This window comes from uncultured Streptococcus sp. (assembly GCF_902463925.1).
Classification (GTDB): Bacteria; Bacillota; Bacilli; order Lactobacillales; family Streptococcaceae; genus Streptococcus.
In genome coordinates this window covers 197,219-215,056 of the sequence record NZ_CABQHE010000002.1, presented here as the reverse complement: position 1 = coordinate 215,056, position 17,838 = coordinate 197,219, and the positions used below count along the sequence as shown (strand labels likewise).

General features: G+C 35.9%; 16 protein-coding genes and 4 pseudogenes. 12 read left to right on the top strand and 8 right to left on the bottom strand.

The features are described 5' to 3' along the window. Positions 1-73: 73 nt before the first annotated feature. Both uvrC and RDY04_RS02735 read right to left on the bottom strand, forming a co-directional pair. The gene (gene uvrC / locus RDY04_RS02740) at positions 74-1,861 is read right to left on the bottom strand and encodes an excinuclease ABC subunit UvrC (RefSeq protein WP_303950584.1); all 1,788 of its coding nucleotides are present in this window, start codon (positions 1,859-1,861) and stop codon (positions 74-76) included. Positions 1,862-1,933: 72 nt separating this feature from the next. Continuing rightward, a complete protein-coding gene (locus tag RDY04_RS02735; protein WP_303950581.1) occupies positions 1,934-2,629 on the bottom strand; it encodes a YjjG family noncanonical pyrimidine nucleotidase in 696 nt (231 codons plus the stop codon). A gap of 278 nt (positions 2,630-2,907) precedes the next feature. On the opposite strand from RDY04_RS02735, the gene sdaAB reads away from it, so the two are divergent. Next, positions 2,908-3,579 carry an L-serine ammonia-lyase, iron-sulfur-dependent subunit beta gene (sdaAB, locus tag RDY04_RS02730; RefSeq protein WP_303950579.1) on the top strand — a complete coding sequence of 224 codons (672 nt, stop codon included), beginning with the start codon at positions 2,908-2,910 and terminating at the stop codon, positions 3,577-3,579. Positions 3,580-3,591: 12 nt separating this feature from the next. Next, positions 3,592-4,461 (top strand): L-serine ammonia-lyase, iron-sulfur-dependent, subunit alpha, encoded by an 870-nt coding sequence (gene sdaAA / locus RDY04_RS02725; RefSeq protein WP_303950577.1) that lies wholly within the window; start codon positions 3,592-3,594, stop codon positions 4,459-4,461. Between the two features lie 155 nt (positions 4,462-4,616). Here sdaAA and tnpA read toward each other — a convergent pair. Continuing rightward, positions 4,617-5,077 (bottom strand): annotated as a pseudogene (tnpA, locus tag RDY04_RS02720) (IS200/IS605 family transposase). A 323-nt stretch (positions 5,078-5,400) separates the two neighbouring features. Between tnpA and RDY04_RS02715 the strand changes: the two are divergent. Then, positions 5,401-5,622 (top strand): annotated as a pseudogene (locus RDY04_RS02715) (IS110 family transposase); the annotation flags it as partial. A gap of 223 nt (positions 5,623-5,845) precedes the next feature. On the opposite strand, the gene RDY04_RS02710 reads toward RDY04_RS02715, so the two are convergent. Genes RDY04_RS02710 through RDY04_RS02700 form a run of 3 tightly spaced genes read right to left on the bottom strand, consistent with a single transcriptional unit; the run spans position 5,846 to position 8,097 of the window. Beyond that, positions 5,846-6,595 carry a LytTR family DNA-binding domain-containing protein gene (locus RDY04_RS02710; RefSeq protein WP_303950576.1) on the bottom strand — a complete coding sequence of 250 codons (750 nt, stop codon included), beginning with the start codon at positions 6,593-6,595 and terminating at the stop codon, positions 5,846-5,848. 11 nt (positions 6,596-6,606) lie between these two features. Continuing rightward, positions 6,607-7,932, bottom strand: a complete 1,326-nt coding sequence (locus RDY04_RS02705; RefSeq protein ID WP_303950574.1) for a sensor histidine kinase — start codon at positions 7,930-7,932, stop codon at positions 6,607-6,609. A gap of 3 nt (positions 7,933-7,935) precedes the next feature. Beyond that, positions 7,936-8,097, bottom strand: a complete 162-nt coding sequence (locus RDY04_RS02700) for a bacteriocin (protein ID WP_003094124.1) — start codon at positions 8,095-8,097, stop codon at positions 7,936-7,938. A gap of 415 nt (positions 8,098-8,512) precedes the next feature. Here RDY04_RS02700 and RDY04_RS02695 point away from each other — a divergent pair, with 415 nt between their 5' ends. The 4 genes and pseudogenes from RDY04_RS02695 (at position 8,513) to RDY04_RS02685 (ending at position 10,263) form a co-directional block, all read left to right on the top strand. After that, entirely contained in the window at positions 8,513-8,617 is a 105-nt protein-coding gene (locus RDY04_RS02695) for a helix-turn-helix domain-containing protein (protein WP_117648676.1), read from the top strand. Between the two features lie 169 nt (positions 8,618-8,786). Continuing rightward, positions 8,787-9,212 carry an IS3 family transposase gene (locus RDY04_RS02690; protein WP_003094345.1) on the top strand — a complete coding sequence of 142 codons (426 nt, stop codon included), beginning with the start codon at positions 8,787-8,789 and terminating at the stop codon, positions 9,210-9,212. A 12-nt stretch (positions 9,213-9,224) separates the two neighbouring features. Then, a pseudogene (locus tag RDY04_RS09570) lies at positions 9,225-9,650 on the top strand (IS3 family transposase); the annotation flags it as partial. A 385-nt stretch (positions 9,651-10,035) separates the two neighbouring features. Continuing rightward, positions 10,036-10,263, top strand: coding sequence for a Blp family class II bacteriocin (locus RDY04_RS02685; RefSeq protein WP_303950571.1), 228 nt, complete (start codon positions 10,036-10,038; stop codon positions 10,261-10,263). A 681-nt stretch (positions 10,264-10,944) separates the two neighbouring features. Here RDY04_RS02685 and RDY04_RS02680 read toward each other — a convergent pair. Beyond that, positions 10,945-11,132 (bottom strand): annotated as a pseudogene (locus RDY04_RS02680) (transposase); the annotation flags it as partial. Positions 11,133-11,247: 115 nt separating this feature from the next. On the opposite strand from RDY04_RS02680, the gene RDY04_RS02675 reads away from it, so the two are divergent. The 3 genes from RDY04_RS02675 to RDY04_RS02665 all read left to right on the top strand — a co-directional run bounded on the left by RDY04_RS02675 (position 11,248) and on the right by RDY04_RS02665 (position 13,369). Next, positions 11,248-11,469 carry a garvicin Q family class II bacteriocin gene (locus RDY04_RS02675; protein ID WP_303950569.1) on the top strand — a complete coding sequence of 74 codons (222 nt, stop codon included), beginning with the start codon at positions 11,248-11,250 and terminating at the stop codon, positions 11,467-11,469. Positions 11,470-11,507: 38 nt separating this feature from the next. Continuing rightward, positions 11,508-11,807, top strand: a complete 300-nt coding sequence (locus tag RDY04_RS02670) for a bacteriocin immunity protein (protein ID WP_021151504.1) — start codon at positions 11,508-11,510, stop codon at positions 11,805-11,807. 605 nt (positions 11,808-12,412) lie between these two features. After that, positions 12,413-13,369 carry an LPXTG cell wall anchor domain-containing protein gene (locus RDY04_RS02665; protein ID WP_021151503.1) on the top strand — a complete coding sequence of 319 codons (957 nt, stop codon included), beginning with the start codon at positions 12,413-12,415 and terminating at the stop codon, positions 13,367-13,369. Between the two features lie 564 nt (positions 13,370-13,933). On the opposite strand, the gene RDY04_RS02660 is transcribed toward RDY04_RS02665, so the two are convergent. Continuing rightward, complete coding sequence (locus tag RDY04_RS02660) at positions 13,934-14,119, bottom strand: helix-turn-helix domain-containing protein (protein ID WP_303950565.1); 186 nt, start codon at positions 14,117-14,119, stop codon at positions 13,934-13,936. Positions 14,120-14,286: 167 nt separating this feature from the next. Between RDY04_RS02660 and RDY04_RS02655 the strand changes: the two genes are divergently transcribed. Both RDY04_RS02655 and RDY04_RS02650 read left to right on the top strand, forming a co-directional pair. After that, positions 14,287-16,425: a peptide cleavage/export ABC transporter gene (locus RDY04_RS02655; protein WP_303950563.1), complete on the top strand. Its 2,139-nt coding sequence runs from the start codon at positions 14,287-14,289 to the stop codon at positions 16,423-16,425. Positions 16,426-16,435: 10 nt separating this feature from the next. Beyond that, positions 16,436-17,806: a bacteriocin secretion accessory protein gene (locus RDY04_RS02650; protein WP_303950562.1), complete on the top strand. Its 1,371-nt coding sequence runs from the start codon at positions 16,436-16,438 to the stop codon at positions 17,804-17,806. Positions 17,807-17,838: the final 32 nt, after the last annotated feature.

The following is a 17,838-nucleotide window of genomic DNA, read 5'->3' as shown; positions in this document are numbered from 1 at the left end:
TGATAGCAGGACTCCTTCCCTTTTTAATTATTCTTATTATAACAGAAAAATGGCTTAATTAATTTAAGTTTCTTTAATGACTATCTTGGCCCAACTTATCCAATAGAGCCCGAGCTACTTTTTCTGGAATGCCAAGTGCTTGGATATCCTCAACGGTAGCTTTTTGGATAGCTGTCATAGACTTGAAGTGTTTGAGGAGTTTTTGTTTACGTTTAGGTCCAAGGCCCTCCACGCCATCCAGTTTAGAGCTGAAGCTATTCTTGCTACGGACTTGTCGATGGAAGGTGATGGCAAAGCGATGTACTTCATCCTGAATACGGTGAAGGAGGAAAAACTCCTCGGATTGACGTGGCAAATCAATGACTTGCAAGGGGTCCCCAAAGAGCAATTCATTGGTTTGGTGCTTGTCATTTTTCTGAAGACCTGCAACTGGGATAGAGAGATTCAATTCATTGCGCAGGACATCCTTGGCGACATTGACCTGACCTTGACCACCATCCATAATAATGAGGTCTGGTGGCGTTAGCCCATCGCGTTTGACACGACTATAACGGCGACGAATGACCTCACGCATGCTGGCATAATCGTCAGGCCCTTCAACCGTCTTAATCTTGTATTTGCGGTACTCTTTTTTATTTGGTTTCCCATTCTCAAAGACGACCATAGCAGAGACAGGGCTTGTTCCCATGATGTTAGAGTTATCGAAGGACTCAATGCGAACTGGTGTCGGAATGCCCATGAGTTTGCCTAGATTTTCAATGGCTCCTTGAGTTTTGGCAATATCTTTTTCAAGGAGATCAAATTTTTGGGTCAGACTGACACGGGCATTTTTCGTCGCCAGATTAACCAACTGCTTCTTCTCTCCACGTTGAGGTTTAAAGACCTTGACCTCATCTCCAACTAGAGCTTCGACAGACTCTTGATCAATATCTCCTGGAATGAAAATCTCCTTAGGCTTGAGATGACGGCTATCCAGGTAAAATTGCCCCATATAGGTCAGAAAATCCTCTTCGGCTTCATTGTAATAGGGGAACATATTGACATCACGCTGAATGAGTTTTCCCTGACGGACAAAGAAAACCTGAACACACATCCAGCCCTTGTCCACGTAGTAACCGAAAATATCACGGTCCTGCATGTCTTGACGAATAACCCTCTGCTTGGTTCTAAGGGTCGAAACCGCCTCAATCAGATCTCGATATTCTGCTGCCCGCTCAAACTCCATCTGGTCAGACATGTCCTTCATCTTGGCCTTAAGCTGATTAACGATTTTATCATCATGCCCATTTAGGAAATTCTTGACATCCTCAACCAAACCTTGCCAATAGTCCTCGGTAGTGTGACAGATGGTGTGGGCATTACATTGGCCAATATGGTAATAGAAACAGACCTTGTTGGCGGGATTTTTACATTTCTTAAAGGGAAAAATACGGTCCAACAGCTTCTTGATTTCATTGGCTGCCCCAGAGTCTGGGTAAGGACCAAAATAGAGGCCGCCATCCTTCTTAACCTGGCGAGTAATCAAGAGCCTTGGATAGAGTTCCTTAGTAATCTTGATAAAAGGATAAGACTTATCATCCTTGAGGCGGATGTTGAATTTAGGCATATTTTCTTGGATGAGGTTAATTTCCAAAAGCAGGGCCTCGATATTGGACTCGGTTACGATAAATTCAAAGTCTACAATCTCAGATACCAAAAGCTCCGTCTTGGTATCATGACTTCCACGAAAATAGCTACGCACACGATTTTTTAAATTTTTAGCCTTACCGACATAGATAATATTGCCGAATTTGTCCTTGTGGAGATAGCACCCCGGGTTGTTTGGAAGCAATTCCAACTTATGTTTAATCAGATCATTCATGCTTTCATTGTAGCAAAAAAAGAGCTGAAAAGCTCTTAATAGTCATAGGTGAATACAATTTTGAGGACTGGTCTATTTGCTCAAAATTGTCAAAATTTCTTGGTAGTTTTTGACTTGATAGGTTGGAACAGCTGGAGTCTCATTAACCAAACCTTTTGGATTAAACCAAATGCTGTCAATTCCTGCATTATTACCACCTTGGATATCGGCAGTTAGACTATCACCAATCATAAGCGCTGAGGCGGTATGAAAATCATGCACCTGATCCGCAATTTTTTCAAAAAAGTCCGTAGACGGTTTGTGGGCACCCACCTCATCAGAGATGAAAATATCATCGAAGAAAGGTAAAATACTTGAAGCCTGCAGGCGGCCACGTTGGATAAAACTAACACCATTAGTTACTGCATAAATCTTGTGACCACGATCTTTGACATCCGCTAAAAAAGCATGAGCTTGAGGAAGTTCCTGCCCCTGTTGACTCAAAAAATGTTGGTAACGTCCAGCTAAATGTCTACCATCTACTTCTTTTCCAAAGTGCTCAAAGAGACGTGAAAAGCGCGTGTGAAGTAATTCATGCTTTGTAATTAAACCATGGTTGAGGTCTTCCCACATGGCACGATTCATGGGAATATAGTGGTCTTTATAAACCTTAAGCTCTTGGGAAGCTACACCAGCTTCTTCTAGTAGGAAAGTTAAGGCCAAATCTTCAGCACGGTCAAAATCTAGGAGAGTGTGGTCGAGGTCGAAAAGTAAATGCGTGTAGGTCATGACGGATCCTTTCTGACAGTTAAAACATCAGTGTTTATTTTATCATAATCTAGCTCTATATAAACAAAGAAACACAAAAGGACGACCCATAGGCCGTCCTCTCTGATTTATGAAAAATAAGTATTGCTTACTTAATAGATTAGATATTATATCTGTTAAAACTTAAAGAAACCTTAAAATAGGATATTTTTTATTTTAAAATACAATTTTACTTAAACACCTGATATCACTAATTCATGGTATACTGGGAATACAAGATTAATCAGACGAGGCGTGCTATGAAAAATTTAAAATTTCAATCCGTTTTTGACATCATTGGGCCTGTCATGGTCGGACCTTCCTCTAGCCATACTGCAGGTGCTGTTCGTATCGGAAAAATTGTTTCGGCCATCTTTGGTGATACACCCACTGAAGTAGAATTTCAACTTTTTAATTCCTTTGCAAAAACCTATAGAGGTCATGGAACAGATGTGGCTCTTGTAGCTGGTATTTTAGGTATGGAAACAGATGACCCTGATATTCCGCGTGCACTTGATATTGCACACGAAAAAGGCATTAAGGTCTATTGGAAAATCAACAAAGATAGCAATGCACCGCATCCTAACACCACTCGTATTACACTAAAAAATGCTACAAAAACCATTTCTGCCACAGGGGTTTCCATCGGTGGAGGGAATATCCAAGTGACTGAACTCAATGGTTTTGCGGTCAATCTCAAGATGAATACACCGACTCTCATCATTGTCCACCAAGATGTTCCTGGAATGATTGCCCTTGTCACAGATATTTTGTCGCGTTATGGTATCAATATCGCTCAGATGACTGTTACTCGGGAAAATGCCGGTGAAAAGGCCATTATGATTATCGAAATTGACTCTCACCAGTGTGATGAAGCCGTTACTGATATCGCAAAAATTCCAAATTTGCATAACGTGAACTTTTTCAGTTAAGAGGAGGCTTCCATGTTTTACACTATTGAAGAATTAGTTCAACAAGCTGACCGAGATTACCAAGGTAATATCGCCGAGCTCATGATCGCTACAGAGACAGAGCTAACTGGACGGGAACGTCCTGAAATCCTTGCTCTCATGACTCGAAATCTCGAAGTGATGAAAGAGTCTGTTCAGGCTGGTTTATCCCCTGAGAAATCACCGACAGGCTTAACCGGGGGAGACGCTGCCAAACTGGATGCCTATATCAAAAAAGGAAATACCTTGGCTGATTCTGCTGTTTTGGGTGCTGCTAGAAATGCCATGGCTGTTAATGAATCTAATGCCAAGATGGGATTGGTTTGTGCCACACCAACTGCTGGATCTGCTGGCTGCCTACCTGCTGTTCTTACAACTGCTATCCAAAAACTGGGCTTAACCGAATCACAACAATTGGATTTTCTCTTTACTGCTGGTGCATTTGGCTTAGTAATCGCAAATAATGCCTCGATTTCTGGTGCCGAGGGGGGATGCCAAGCCGAAGTGGGTTCCGCCTCCGCTATGGCTGCAGCCGCTATTACAATGGCTGCTGGTGGAACACCTTTCCAAGCCAGCCAGGCCATCTGCTTTGTGCTTAAGAATATGTTGGGACTCATTTGCGACCCTGTAGCCGGATTAGTCGAAGTTCCTTGTGTCAAACGGAATGCCATGGGAGCAAGCTTTGCCCTAGTAGCTGCCGACATGGCCTTGGCAGGCATCACATCAGTCATTCCAGTCGACCAGGTTGTTGACGCGATGTATCAGGTTGGTTCAGCCATGCCAACTGCCTTCCGTGAAACTGCTGAAGGTGGCTTAGCAACAACTCCGAAAGGAAAAGCACTCGCAAAAAAAATCTTTGGTTGATTTTTTAGAATAAATCATAACCACCCGTCTAACAGGTGGTTTGATCAAGAGCTATAAGCCCATAATACCAGCCAGCGCCTAAAGACGCTGGCTTTCACTTTGTTCAAGCCTTATTGCTTTTGACTCGTCACAAGCCCCTCAAAGAGGCATTCACATTACTTACCGTTATCCCTAAAAGCATTTTCATATTCTTTTACGTTTAATTTGTCCAAAGCGATATCATGCTTCTCTTGTTCCTGAATATATTTCTTAATCGTGGCTTCATTAAGCCCTACTGTACTCACATAATAACCTTTCGCCCAGAAATGCCGATTTACAAACTTGTACTTGAGATTGGCGTGTTTATCAAACATCATTAATGCACTTTTACCTTTCAAATATCCCATAAAACTAGCTATACTCATTCGTGGTGGAATACTTACTAATATGTGTACATGATCTGGCATTAAGTGACCTTCTATTATTTCAACGCCTTTATGCATAGTCTATGAAAAATCTCTCCCAGACTACTCCTATATTGATTATAGATGACTTTTCGTCTATACTTAGGGGTGAACACAATATGATACTTACAGTGCCACTTTGTGTGCGATAAACTATGAGCCTTTTGTGCCATATTTTTCTCCTTTCGCTTTACAATTGGCTTGAACACCTTTATTGTATCGCGTTTGGAGTTTTTTGTTATAACGGTACAACCTTCGATGCGCACCCACATAGCGGGTGGTTTTTGGTGGCTCTATAATTTCTGTAGTGGGTAAAACCACTGTAGAGATTATAGAGCTTTTTGAATGTACACAAAAAGTCCCATAAGAACTAAAATGAAAAGCAACCAAACCATCATTAGGAAGAATTTATGAGACTTATTAAGAATACCACAGAATTAATCGGAATTAAAGACCCTAACATCATTATTTCTCTTGTTTTTGAAACTGATACTCATATGCCAGAAAAATCTTGTTCAAGTGCATTCACAATATCGCTTCAGCTAGCCATACCAATCCTTGCCATATCTCAGATTTCTATGAGAAACGAAAAAGACAATCGCAGACAACTTCAACTAAGCCTCATACGATTGCCTCTATACATCGCCTTATTAGGACAATGTATTATCTTATAATACATAATAAACTTTACGACTATACTTTAGCCCAAAGTCATTAAAGTCGTCTATGCCCTATAATTCTAACACCTTGTTTCAAACAATACCAGATGAGGTGTTTTTTAGCATGCCCATTTATGGATCAAAAAGTGTTAAAAATAAGACAGTAACCTCAGAATAGCTACTGTCTTATCTCTTTTTTTACTTAAAGTCTTGATAGACTTGACAAATGGTAGAAAAGAGCCGTTATACAGAACACAGTCTTTATTTAGTATTTATTTCTAATTATAAAATTCCCAATTCTTTCATACGTATTTTCAAGGTCTTTAAACGTAATCGTGACACAGGACAAGTGGTTCCCTCAAAAAACATCACTTCCTTCGTCTTTGAGTCATAACTAGCAATATTTTGAACATTAACAATAACTGATCGGTCAACACGTTGAAAATGGTTCTTCGTATCCAATTGCAAAATTTCAGACAAGCTACCATAAAACTCTTTGATAAACTCACTAGTATAAATGACTAAGCGATGCGATTTTACAGAAGTTTGAATAAAAAGAATGTCTGAAATGGGAATGTTGATGCCTGGTCTTCCTTGATAACTATAATGTAAAATTTCCTCATGCTTATTCGTCTGTCCATGTTTTAAAACCTGCTCTAAGCATTGTTTGACACGTGCTCGATAATCTTTCTCAGGTAGGTCTTTTGTGATAAAATCAAGTGCTGAGACATGATTTTTAAAGACTAAAGGCATAGCTTCTGAAAGAGTTGTCGTAAAAATAATAACAGCATAGGGATTTGTTTCTCTAATAGTTTTTGCTATTTGAAATCCTTTGTCTCTATCTCCATCAATCTCCAAATCAAGGAAGTAAACTTGGTTGACAGCTTCCTTTTGTTTATAGTCTTCAAACTCCTCTAATGTTGTAGCGCACTCAACATAAATATGAAGGTTCAAGTTTTTTGCAACATCATAAAGCGCTGATTCTAGTCGCAACTGATGATGAATATTGTCCTCTAAAACAATGATACGCATACTCCACTCCTTTACTGAATCGTCATTATCTGAGTAAAGTCCTCTTGACCGACTTTCGTCTCTAAACTTAATTGAGGATAATCTCCCAATAATTTTTTGAGATTATACAAGCCCAATCCTCTATCGTCTCCCTTACTTGATACACCTTTTTCCCAAATACGACGTTTATTTAAAGGTATTTTTGAACGTGTATTATAAATCATAACTGTTATAACATTATTTTTATTTGTTATAGCAACCTCAACGAGAGGTTTATCAGCTTCTTGCGCTGCTTCAACTGCATTTGTTAGAAGGATTGATAATATCCTAATCATATCAAGCATAGAAATATCAACAACTGGAATATGCCCTGGTACATCACACTTGAAAGTGACGCCTTGTTTTTCAGCTTCTAACATCGCTTTAGCAAGAGCATTTCTAAAAGCCAAATCATCAATATTTTTCAAATCAAAGGCAGAATAGTCTAACTTTTGAAGATTTGCATTTGTGGTTAGCAAAACATCTTTGTAAACTAACTCTATCTCATTAATATTTCTTTCTTGGATAACTGGAGCTAGACTGGCTATAATACCAGCAAAATCATGTCTAAATCCTCGAATTTCATCATATAAACTACCAAGCTTATTAACAAACTGATTAAGCTCTTTGTTCTCATCCTCTCGTCGTTTAATCTCTTGATGAACCATGTAAGTATTTTGTTGAGATTTAAGATATTGAGCGACATATAAAAAGAGTAGCAGGTGAACCAAGGAAATGGTTGAACCAAACGTATTAATAAGAAATGCATGGTTTCCCATGATAATAGTCCACATAGTCATGGAAAGAAGTAAAGCAATAAAGATAATATTAGCTTTACAGACTATCTTTTTAAAATCATCTTTTTCTAGCAGATCAAACCTAAGGTCTATATTTTTTAAGACAAGAATGAGACAAAATAAAGGAACCAGATATTCGACAAAACTCACAGCTAAAAAAAAATTAAAAAACAAATGATAAAGACTATCAAGATCAATAATCTTAGTCATGACACTGCGAAAAAAGCGATGGAAAGTGTCATAACTAAGTACTATAAAAGCTGCATTAAAAAAGGAAAACGCTCTATTCTTTTTATTAGCCAGACGAAAAAGGATATAAAAATAGGCAATAAAAAGAAATGGTTCAAAAAAGTAGGGTAAATTGACAGCAACAAGGTAAAAAGGAAAAAATATAAGCCAATAAACTTTACCAATACTACAGCCCAGTTGCTTACAGATAGCGTAAAACGGCAGATAAGCCATCAAAAGCATCTCAAGAATATTTAGTACCGTTATGAGCGCTACAAACACATAAGGTAACATTTACTATCCTATTCTCCCTTTTCCCCTACAATTAGTCAAATCACAAAAGAAATGATTGATATCATTGAAAATCGACATTCCTCCACCTTGAACAGTGGCTAATTCTTCATTCTTTAATACTTCAAAGTGTTTTTCTTCTGCTTTACGATGGTTTCCATTTAACATAAGATTTTCCTCTCTCCCAATCATTTTTTTGTAAATATCATAAATGATCAATATGAAATAATTTTTTAGGAAATACCATTATTCTGTTATCACCTAAAAATACCCTTTATTCACGATAAAACTTTATTACAAATTCTAATCATCATAATAATACAACCTCTCACTATATATGAGCTTTTTATTCAATTATACCACAATAATCTCATTTTAATGAATTATCAATTGAAATGTCGGTTTTTGTTCCTGAACTAAATTTATTCTAACTTTATTGCAAGCTTTTTATCATGTTCGTACAAAGATACCTCCATGATATCATCTTTTCTTCATTTACATCTAAAACCATAAAGTATTGATGTTAGTATGATTTTATGGACACGTTTTGGTAGACTAGTATCTAACCAAAGGAGATGTCCAAATGAGCCAAAAATATACCAAAGAGTTCAAGGAAACAATTGTTCAATTGCATGAAGCAGGACAGCCTGTTTCAGATCTAGTCAAAGAGTACGGAGTTGCCAACTAAACTATATACAAATGACTTCAGCTATACGGGAAATCTAAAAATCAAAATGTATCCCTTCATGAACTCCAACAAATGCGCAAAGAGATGGCTAAAATGAAGGAGGAAAATGAAATCTTAAAAAAGCCTTGAAGTTCTTTGCGAAGAAATAAAAGATTCTACTATCTTCCAAATGATTGATCATCTTTATGCTAGTCATCAGTTTTCTATCAAGGTGATGTGTCGCTTATTCCAAGTTTCACGGTTTAGCTACTACGCCTTTAAAAGCCACCAACCAAGCCAACGAGATCAAGAAAATAAACTTCTTAAAAAGGAGATTATGATCTCTTATCTTGCTTCTTCTAAGCGATATGGTGCTCCAAAGATCCATAAAGATTTATTGGAAAAGGGATACCAGATTTCCGAAAAGAGAGTACAAAAACTGATGACTGAATTAAATATTCGTTCGATCGTTAGAAAGAAATACCGACCTGCTTCATTGTCAAAACAAGAAGCAAAAGAATACCCCAATTTGTTAAAACGTGATTTTTCAACAGATAAAATCAATCAAAAGTGGGTAACTGATATGACATATATTTACACACTTTCGGATGGCTGATGTTATTTATCAAGTATTTTAGATCTTCATTCTCGAAAAATTATTGCTTGGAGACTTTCCAGACAGATGGAAACACGACTCGTTATAGAAACACTACAAGATTCCTTAAGTACGCGAACTGTAGCAGATGGGCTTATCCTTCACTCAGATAGAGGGAGTCAATATACAAGTAAGGAATACAATGATTATCTTGAACACCACAGTATTCGACACTCCTATAGTGCCAAGGGATGCCCATATGACAATAGTTGTATAGAGTCGTTTCACGCTACGATTAAAAAGGAGTGTATTTACGCCAAAACTAATGTTGGTTATAAAGATTTTCAGACCTGTTACAATAGTATTTTTAAGTATATTGAAGGTTTTTATAATTCGAGGAGACGTCACAGCAAACTGAACTATATTTGTCCGAATGAATTTGAAAAACAAAATGCTTAGTTAATAGCACTCCTTCTACGAGCTTATAAAATTCATTTTATGATCTCGTAGAAGAGCGCTAGCCTTCAAACTTTCCTCCCAAAATGTGTCCAAAATATTGACAGAATTCCAGACAGAGACGTACTGTTATAAATTTTAAAGTAGAAAGATTAGAAAATGTACAAGTATAACGGGAAATGATAGATACAGAATGTATAATAAGAAATCAGATATAAATACTTAATATTATTGTAATTACAGTATATAATATCTCTGTTGATATAGGAGTATCATACATTTTAGGCTTTATTGATATCATTTCAGGAATTATCATAGAATGTAAACGTTTTTACGATATACTATAAATGTCTCGAGATAAAGCAATTTTATTTAGGAGGTATTCGTTATGAATGCAGTGTTAAATCAATTTGAAGTTATGGATAATATTAAGCTTTCTTCTGTTGAAGGTGGTGGATGGGTAAGATGCGCCCTAGGAACGGCTGGTTCCGCTGGTTTAGGATTCTTAACTGGATCTGGGGCTGGTACCTTTACTTTTCCTATTGTTGGAACTATATCTGGCGGTGCAATTGGCGGATGGTCTGGCGGCGCAGTTGGTATCGCAACTTTTTGTTAAATTTTTCAACTAATGAAAATATTAAGTGTTTTTATAAAAAATATACTTCTTATATTTTTTATAATACTAGGTTGTATCAATATATTTAAAGACCAGACCATTTTCTTGAAAACTTTAAATATAATTGGGCTATTTGGATTTGTCATAATTGCTTTTAGAGTATTTAGTAAAAATAGAAACTAATTCATACTCTAGAGTATAATCGTACTTTACGATGAATATTATATGATAATCAGAAACAATGAGCAGTGATGGACTTCTGTAATTTTAAAGTCTGTCATTGCTTTTTTATTTTATTAGCGAGTCAAAATAATAAAGTATTCTTCTCCTTCCTCTGTAAGGTTCACATAAAGAGATCGAACAGAAAGTATTAGTATTTACACATGAATGGTTAACCTAATATTTTTAGGGCATGTTCATGACCACATAGGTAAAGACACTTCAGTGTAAACGTTTTTGTGACATATTGAGTATGCCAGAGTTGCAACGAGACAAACTAAAATGAAAAGGAGATATTGACTATGATGACAGCAATGGAACAAAATGTATAATAAGAAATCAGATATAAATACTTAATATTATTGTAATTACAGTATATAATATCTCTGTTCTTATTTAAGATTCTATAGTTTTGATATTTAGTACAAGATGAGTATAACTGTAACATTACGATGGTTATTATTAACTATAGTGGGTTGATAAAAACTATGTAAGAGAGAACGAGATTCGTTCTCTCTTTATGTGTTCAAAGTGATGAGAATCTTAATTTTAAAGTTTTTGAAGTTACGAAATCCGAAAACCTACTGTTTGATGTCCTTGATAAGTTTATTGGTAGCTTCCAGTTTAGTGTTGAAATAAAAAGTGTCAATCAAGACCTAATTATAACATTTTAGGCAAAAACGTAAAATAATAGAAAGCCTGTGCTATACTTATCCCATCTTAAGAAATAGCTTAAGATAAAAATAAAAAAAGGAGACAATAGTAATGAATACTATTAAAGACTTTAAAAGTCTAAACACTGACGTATTAGCTACTGTTGAGGGTGGCGTTTGTAGACCTGTTTTATATGGAGCAAATGGCTATGGTTGTCTAGATACTAGGACTCATCAATGGCGTTATGTCGTTACCACAGGAAATGTTCAAGCAACTGTTAACACAGTTGTTAATGGCTGGATGAAGTATGGACCATGGATTCCTCGTCGATAATTAAAGGTTGATCACTTACATAAGGGGACCATAAGCAGATGATAAGCACACATAGTAATAAAAAAGAAGTTAAATTGACAAAATTGCTTGATGATTGTCTTGATTCTAAATTGTCTCAGTCTGAAAGGGTGATTTTACAAAAAGCTAAAAGTGATTTAGAAAAAAAGAGTTCTTATTTTCCACGAATTGTAGCTGATTTGGAATCTTCACTTCGTCCTTTGGCAATTAATCAAAAGTTATCAGATAGTGTAAAGCTCCTCTATATGACAATTACTAGTCATGAATATAAAAATAAAGGACTTGGAATCGGTTTGATGAGTATTGGACAATGGTTGTGAGTTTATTTTAGATAAAAGAGCTATTCTCCATTTGTTGAGTGCGAACTTTATTTTATTCCAATATTATGAATTAGTTGACAATAACTTAAACTAATGGGATAGTAAGGCTGGTTAGTGTCATAAAGCGAAATGCAAACGTTTGAGACTATAGTAAGTCTTATTATATTAAAAGTTTCAAGCTGAGCTTGTTCAATGGTTGTGAAATGAGCATCATTGACAAGCTCTCTTTTGATGTCTTATTTTCTTTCTAGATAATTCTCGAAATCATACTCTAGTATATTTATTGAGAGCTTTGGTAGTATGAACGATAAATCCTTCTTTAGGTAATACCTTCTCGCTTAGAAACATTTATGTACAAGATTGAGACGCATTAATGAGAAAAGGTCGACAGTTAGAGTATCTATATTTGTAGTATCTTCCCTTAGCAAAGAATTCTAACTGATGAGGTTGTGTTCTGCCCCATTTATGATTAATCTTTGTTTTTTTTGCCCAAAAAGCACCTTTTGGGCAAAAAACTATACCTTTTAGGAAAAGAAGAAAAAAGAGAGTTTCTTTTATGATATAGTCTTAAGACAGGAAACTTAAAAAGTGAAAGGATGATAACTATGATCAAAAAGCAACTAAAACAGATAACAGTGTTAACAAGTATCTTATTTATAGCTAACTTTCCAAATGTTTTAGCAGATGAAACCAGTTCTATAGATCAAAAAACAGCGATTATAACTGAGGATACGGTTGGTCAAAATAATTCAACCGTTGATGAAATACCAGAAATTACTGAATCCACAGATAGTTTTACACAAGTACCCGCAGTCGTTTCTGAAGAGGCCACAAGTACTAATATGGAAACACCTGTTGCTGAAGAAGCGTCCGATATAGAAGCTGAAGCTGCTCCAGAAGTTACACAAGAGCAGTATCAAGAAAATGTAGAGAACTTAACTAAAGTTTCTATCAATGATGTATATCAAATGTTTACCCCTGATGAGAATAAACATCTTCTTTATGTTGGGCGTCCAACTTGTTATTACTGTCGCCAATTTTCACCAGAGTTGAAAAAATTAAATCAATTAACACCAGTTGAATACTACAATACAGATGGTGAAGATTTTGATAAGAATGCAAGTGATTTTCTTTTCGGTACTGTGGGTATCCCTGGAACACCAACTCTTATTCGTCTTGAAAATGGACAAGCTATCTCTGGCTGGGTTGGCGGCGGCGGAGCCGATGATATTTATCGCTATATGTTTAAAGATCTAGATAAAAAAAGTAGTGAGGTAGCTTTTACTGAGAGTAACGTAGGCAACAGCGAACAAGAAAAGCAACTCCCTAGCGTTGGAGAAAAAACCGAAGCTACTAACAAAAATACAGGTGTTAGCTATACTACTTTATCAATAACGCCTACATCTTCAAATGAAAAATCTATTGGTACGGCAATAGTTGCGCAGTCAAATAATCTTCCTAAAACGGGAGATAAGAAAGATTATTTGACAATTATTGGAGGTATTATGTTGCTGATAGTCTATGGACTACTTAAGAAAATTGATAAAAAGTATATCAGTTAACAAATAATCACTTGTTTTCAAGGGAGATCAAATGAACTTTCTATCACTTAAGACAAATTCTAGAGTTTATCAGTTTGCTCTTGAAGATATTTATTACATTAAGACAATCAAGGAGCATAAAATTGAAGTGGTAACGATTGATTGGTCTTATTCATTTTCTTCAATACTTATATTGAAAAGTGTAGGAGGTAACCATTATGAACAAAGTTTATTTTAAGAGATAAATTGTAAAACATAGTGCAACAAAAACTCTAAGCAGGCTCTGCCTGCTTAGAGTTTTTTGTGTTTAAAAGTTACACGATGTCCTACTCACGCGCGTGCTGAAAAAAAGTGACAGGCTATTCTACCCATCACTTGTTGTATGAATTTTACCCAAACAAATATCGGAATAACAATACCAAGAAAAAAGCAAATATGACATAAAGTATTGGAGTCATCAAAAACCATAAAAACTTGTTAAAACCTGATAGTTGTTTTCCATAGTAAATAGGATGTCATACAGCTATATTAATGAATTTAAAAGCTTCGGTTATTAAGAATCTAGCATAAAGAATTGATAAAATCTTAAATGCTACTAATAACAAAATAATTAGCACAGTAATATAAAGTGGATTTATATCCGATACTAACATATTTGTATATAGTTTGGTTGGCAACTCCGTACTTTTTGACTAGATCTGAAACAGGCTGTCCTGCTTCATGCAATTGAACAATTGTTTCCTTGAACTCTTTGGTATATTTTTGGCTCATTTGGACATCTCCTTTGGTTAGATACTAGTCTATCAAAACGTTTCCATAAAATCATACCAACATCAGTCTCCCTTTTAGGAATAAAAATATACTGTTTGGGAATACGTTCTCCAATTTATATCTTACTATGTCATAATTAATTGAATTATCAAAAAAGGAAATAATGTATGAAACGGTATGCTTATGTTGCTCAAATGGATATGCGTGACTGTGGTGTCGCTGCCCTTGCCTCCATTGCCAAACACTACGGTTCTGACTTCTCACTAGCTCATCTTCGAGAACTTGCAAAAACGACAAAAGAGGGTACTACTGCCCTAGGTATCACTGAAGCTGCCAAAAAAATGGGATTTGAAACCAAGGCAATTAAGGCAAATATGGAATTGTTTGATATGACGGATATTCCTTATCCGTTCATTGTCCATGTCAATAAAGAAGGGAAATTGCAACATTTTTATGTTGTTTATAAAGCTAAGAAAGATTATCTGATTATTGGTGATCCAGATCCGAGTGTAAAAGTTACTAAAATGTCTAAGGAGCGCTTTGAGCAGGAATGGACAGGTGTTGCTATTTTCTTAGCACCAGCTCCTAGTTACAAGCCTCACAAGGATAAGAAAAACGGTCTTTTAAGCTTTCTCCCTTTAATCTTAAAGCAAAAAACACTAATTACCTATATTGTCTTAGCTAGCCTGCTTGTCACTTTGGTCAATATTGTTGGTTCTTACTATTTACAGGGAATTTTGGATAAGTACATTCCTAATAATATGAAATCAACTCTAGGCATTATTTCTCTAGGACTTGTCATCACCTATATCCTGCAGCAGCTCATGGCATTCTCCCAGTCCTATCTATTAAGAGTGCTTAGCCAACGACTGACAATAGATGTCATTCTATCCTACATCCGCCATATCTTTACACTGCCTATGTCTTTCTTTGCAACGAGGAGAACTGGGGAGATTATCTCTCGTTTTACAGATGCTAACTCCATCATAGATGCTTTGGCTTCAACTATCCTATCCCTCTTTCTAGATGTTAGTATCGTTTTTATTGTTGGTAGTGTACTAGTGCTTCAAAATATACAGCTATTTCTTTTGACACTCGTAGCTTTACCGATTTATACAGTCATTATTTTTGCATTTCTCAAGCCTTTTGAAAAAATGAACCATGATGTGATGCAAAGTAATGCCATGGTTAGCTCAGCTATTATAGAGGATATCAATGGTATTGAAACGATTAAATCGCTAACCAGTGAAGAATTGCGTTACCAAAAAATTGATAGCGAGTTTGTTGATTATCTCAATAAATCTTTTAAACTAAGCAAATATGAAAATGCCCAAACTTCATTAAAGCACGGTGCTCAACTCATTTTAAATGTTGCTATTTTATGGTTCGGGGCTAGCTTAGTGATGGATAGTAAAATCTCAATCGGTCAACTCATCACTTACAATACTTTGCTATCTTATTTTACAAATCCTATTGAAAATATTATTAATCTTCAAACAAAGTTGCAATCTGCTAAGGTTGCTAATAAACGTCTTAATGAAGTCTATCTCGTTGCTTCTGAATTTGAAGGCACAACTAGTATGACGTCAAAACTTTCTGGTGACATCACTTTTCATGATGTGTCTTACAGATATGGATTTGAGACCTACACTCTAAGTGACCTCAATTTAACTATAAAACAAGGAGAAAAAGTCAGTTTAGTTGGAATCAGTGGTTCTGGTAAAACGACACTTGCAAAGATGATTGTAAACTTTTATGAGCCTAACCAAGGCAATATTCGACTGGGTAATATGGATTTGAAAATGATTGATAAAAAGCAACTCCGTCAGTACATTAACTACCTTCCACAACAATCATATATTTTTTCAGGATCTATTTTAGACAATCTCACCTTAGGAGCAAGTCCAGACATTACTCAAGAAGATATCCTTATGGCTTGTCAAATTGCGGAAATTCGAGCAGATATTGAAGCTATGCCCCTTGGTTATCAGACAGAACTATCTGATGGAGCTGGCTTATCAGGTGGACAGAAACAACGCTTAGCTTTAGCACGTGCTTTACTAACCCAAGCTCCTATTTTGATTCTTGATGAGGCTACAAGCGGTCTAGATGTTTTAACAGAGAAAAAAGTCATCAATAATCTGATGCAGCTAACAGATAAAACAATTATTTTTGTCGCACATAGACTAAGTATCGCTAAACAGGTTGACCGTGTTATTGTCCTTGACAAAGGAAAATTAATTGAAGAAGGTAGTCACCAAGAATTGATCAATAAACAAGGCTTCTACTACCATTTATTCAAGTAAGGAGAGTTTTATGAACAACCACTTATTTCAATCAGCGGAGTTCTACCAACGTCGTTATCATAACTTTGCTACTATACTCGTGCTACCTTTGACGCTACTGGTCTTATTCATTGTATTATTTTCTTTGTTTGCTCATACAGAAGTAACGGTAACAAGTACTGGAGAAATCACGCCAACAAAAGTAATCGAGGTTATTCAATCTACTAGTAATAATATTATCTCAACTAACAATCTTAAAGATAATAAGACAGTAAAAAAAGGAGACCTTCTCGTTAAATACTCTGATAAACTCGAAGCTTCTCAGAGTAATAGTATTCAGCAGCAAATAGATAGAGATGATAGACAAGCTGCTGCTTTAGAGACGTTAATTAACAGTTTAAAACAAGGAACGAATCTTTTCGGAGATAATGATGAATTTGGCTACTCTAGCACAATCAATGCCTTTTTAAACCAAGCGATTACTATTACTAGCCAAGTTAATCAAGCCAATGCCACAGTTGCAAAGCAAGAGGAAAGTGTCAATAAAGCTAATTCTAGTATTTCTAAACAAAAAACAGAACTACAAACACAGGTCAGTCAATATCAAGAACCACAATCAGACATTAATCAGGGGCAAACAAGTCTATCTAAAAATAATCCTTTAACCTCTATACTTAATAGTTACCTTCGCCAGTTGGTACAAAGTGATGGAACTGGCGAACAAGTCAAAACACAATACTTATCCGAAATCCAATCAAACAACAACGGCCTACAATCATCCATTGACAATCTTAATCTTAATCTGAAGCTTTCTAGTAATGTATCCACTGTAACTTACGATAATAGCGCTTCTTCACAAATAGAGACACTGCGAAATCGGCAAGTATCACAAGCTCAAGAACAGCTTAATCAAGTCAATAAAGACAAAGAAAGTCTTCAAGCCCAACTTGAACAAGCTAATATCAGAAAAGAAGCAACTAGCCTGTATGCTAACTCAAATGGTGTCCTACATCTCAATAGTCAAATCAAAGGCGAATCTTATATACCTCAAGGAACTGTTATTGGACAAATTTATCCTAATCTTTCTAAAGCTAAAAATGTAGCCATAACATACTATGTCAACTCAAACTATATCAACCAATTGAAAAAACAACAAACTGTAAGATTTACACTAAATACCGTTGGAAAAACTCCTACAGTTATAGAAGGAGAGATTGTCTCACTAGATAAAGCTGCAACAGAAACAAAAAACGGTAACTTCTTCAAAGTAACCGCTAAAGTCAATGTAACATCACAAGATAGAGAACATCTTACCTATGGTATGCAGGGAAAAGTAGTGAGTGTTATCGCTAAAAAAACTTTCTTCAACTACTTTAAAGATAAATTATTGAATAACAATTGAATCCTTATCGTTACGTTTTTTATCGGCTCTAT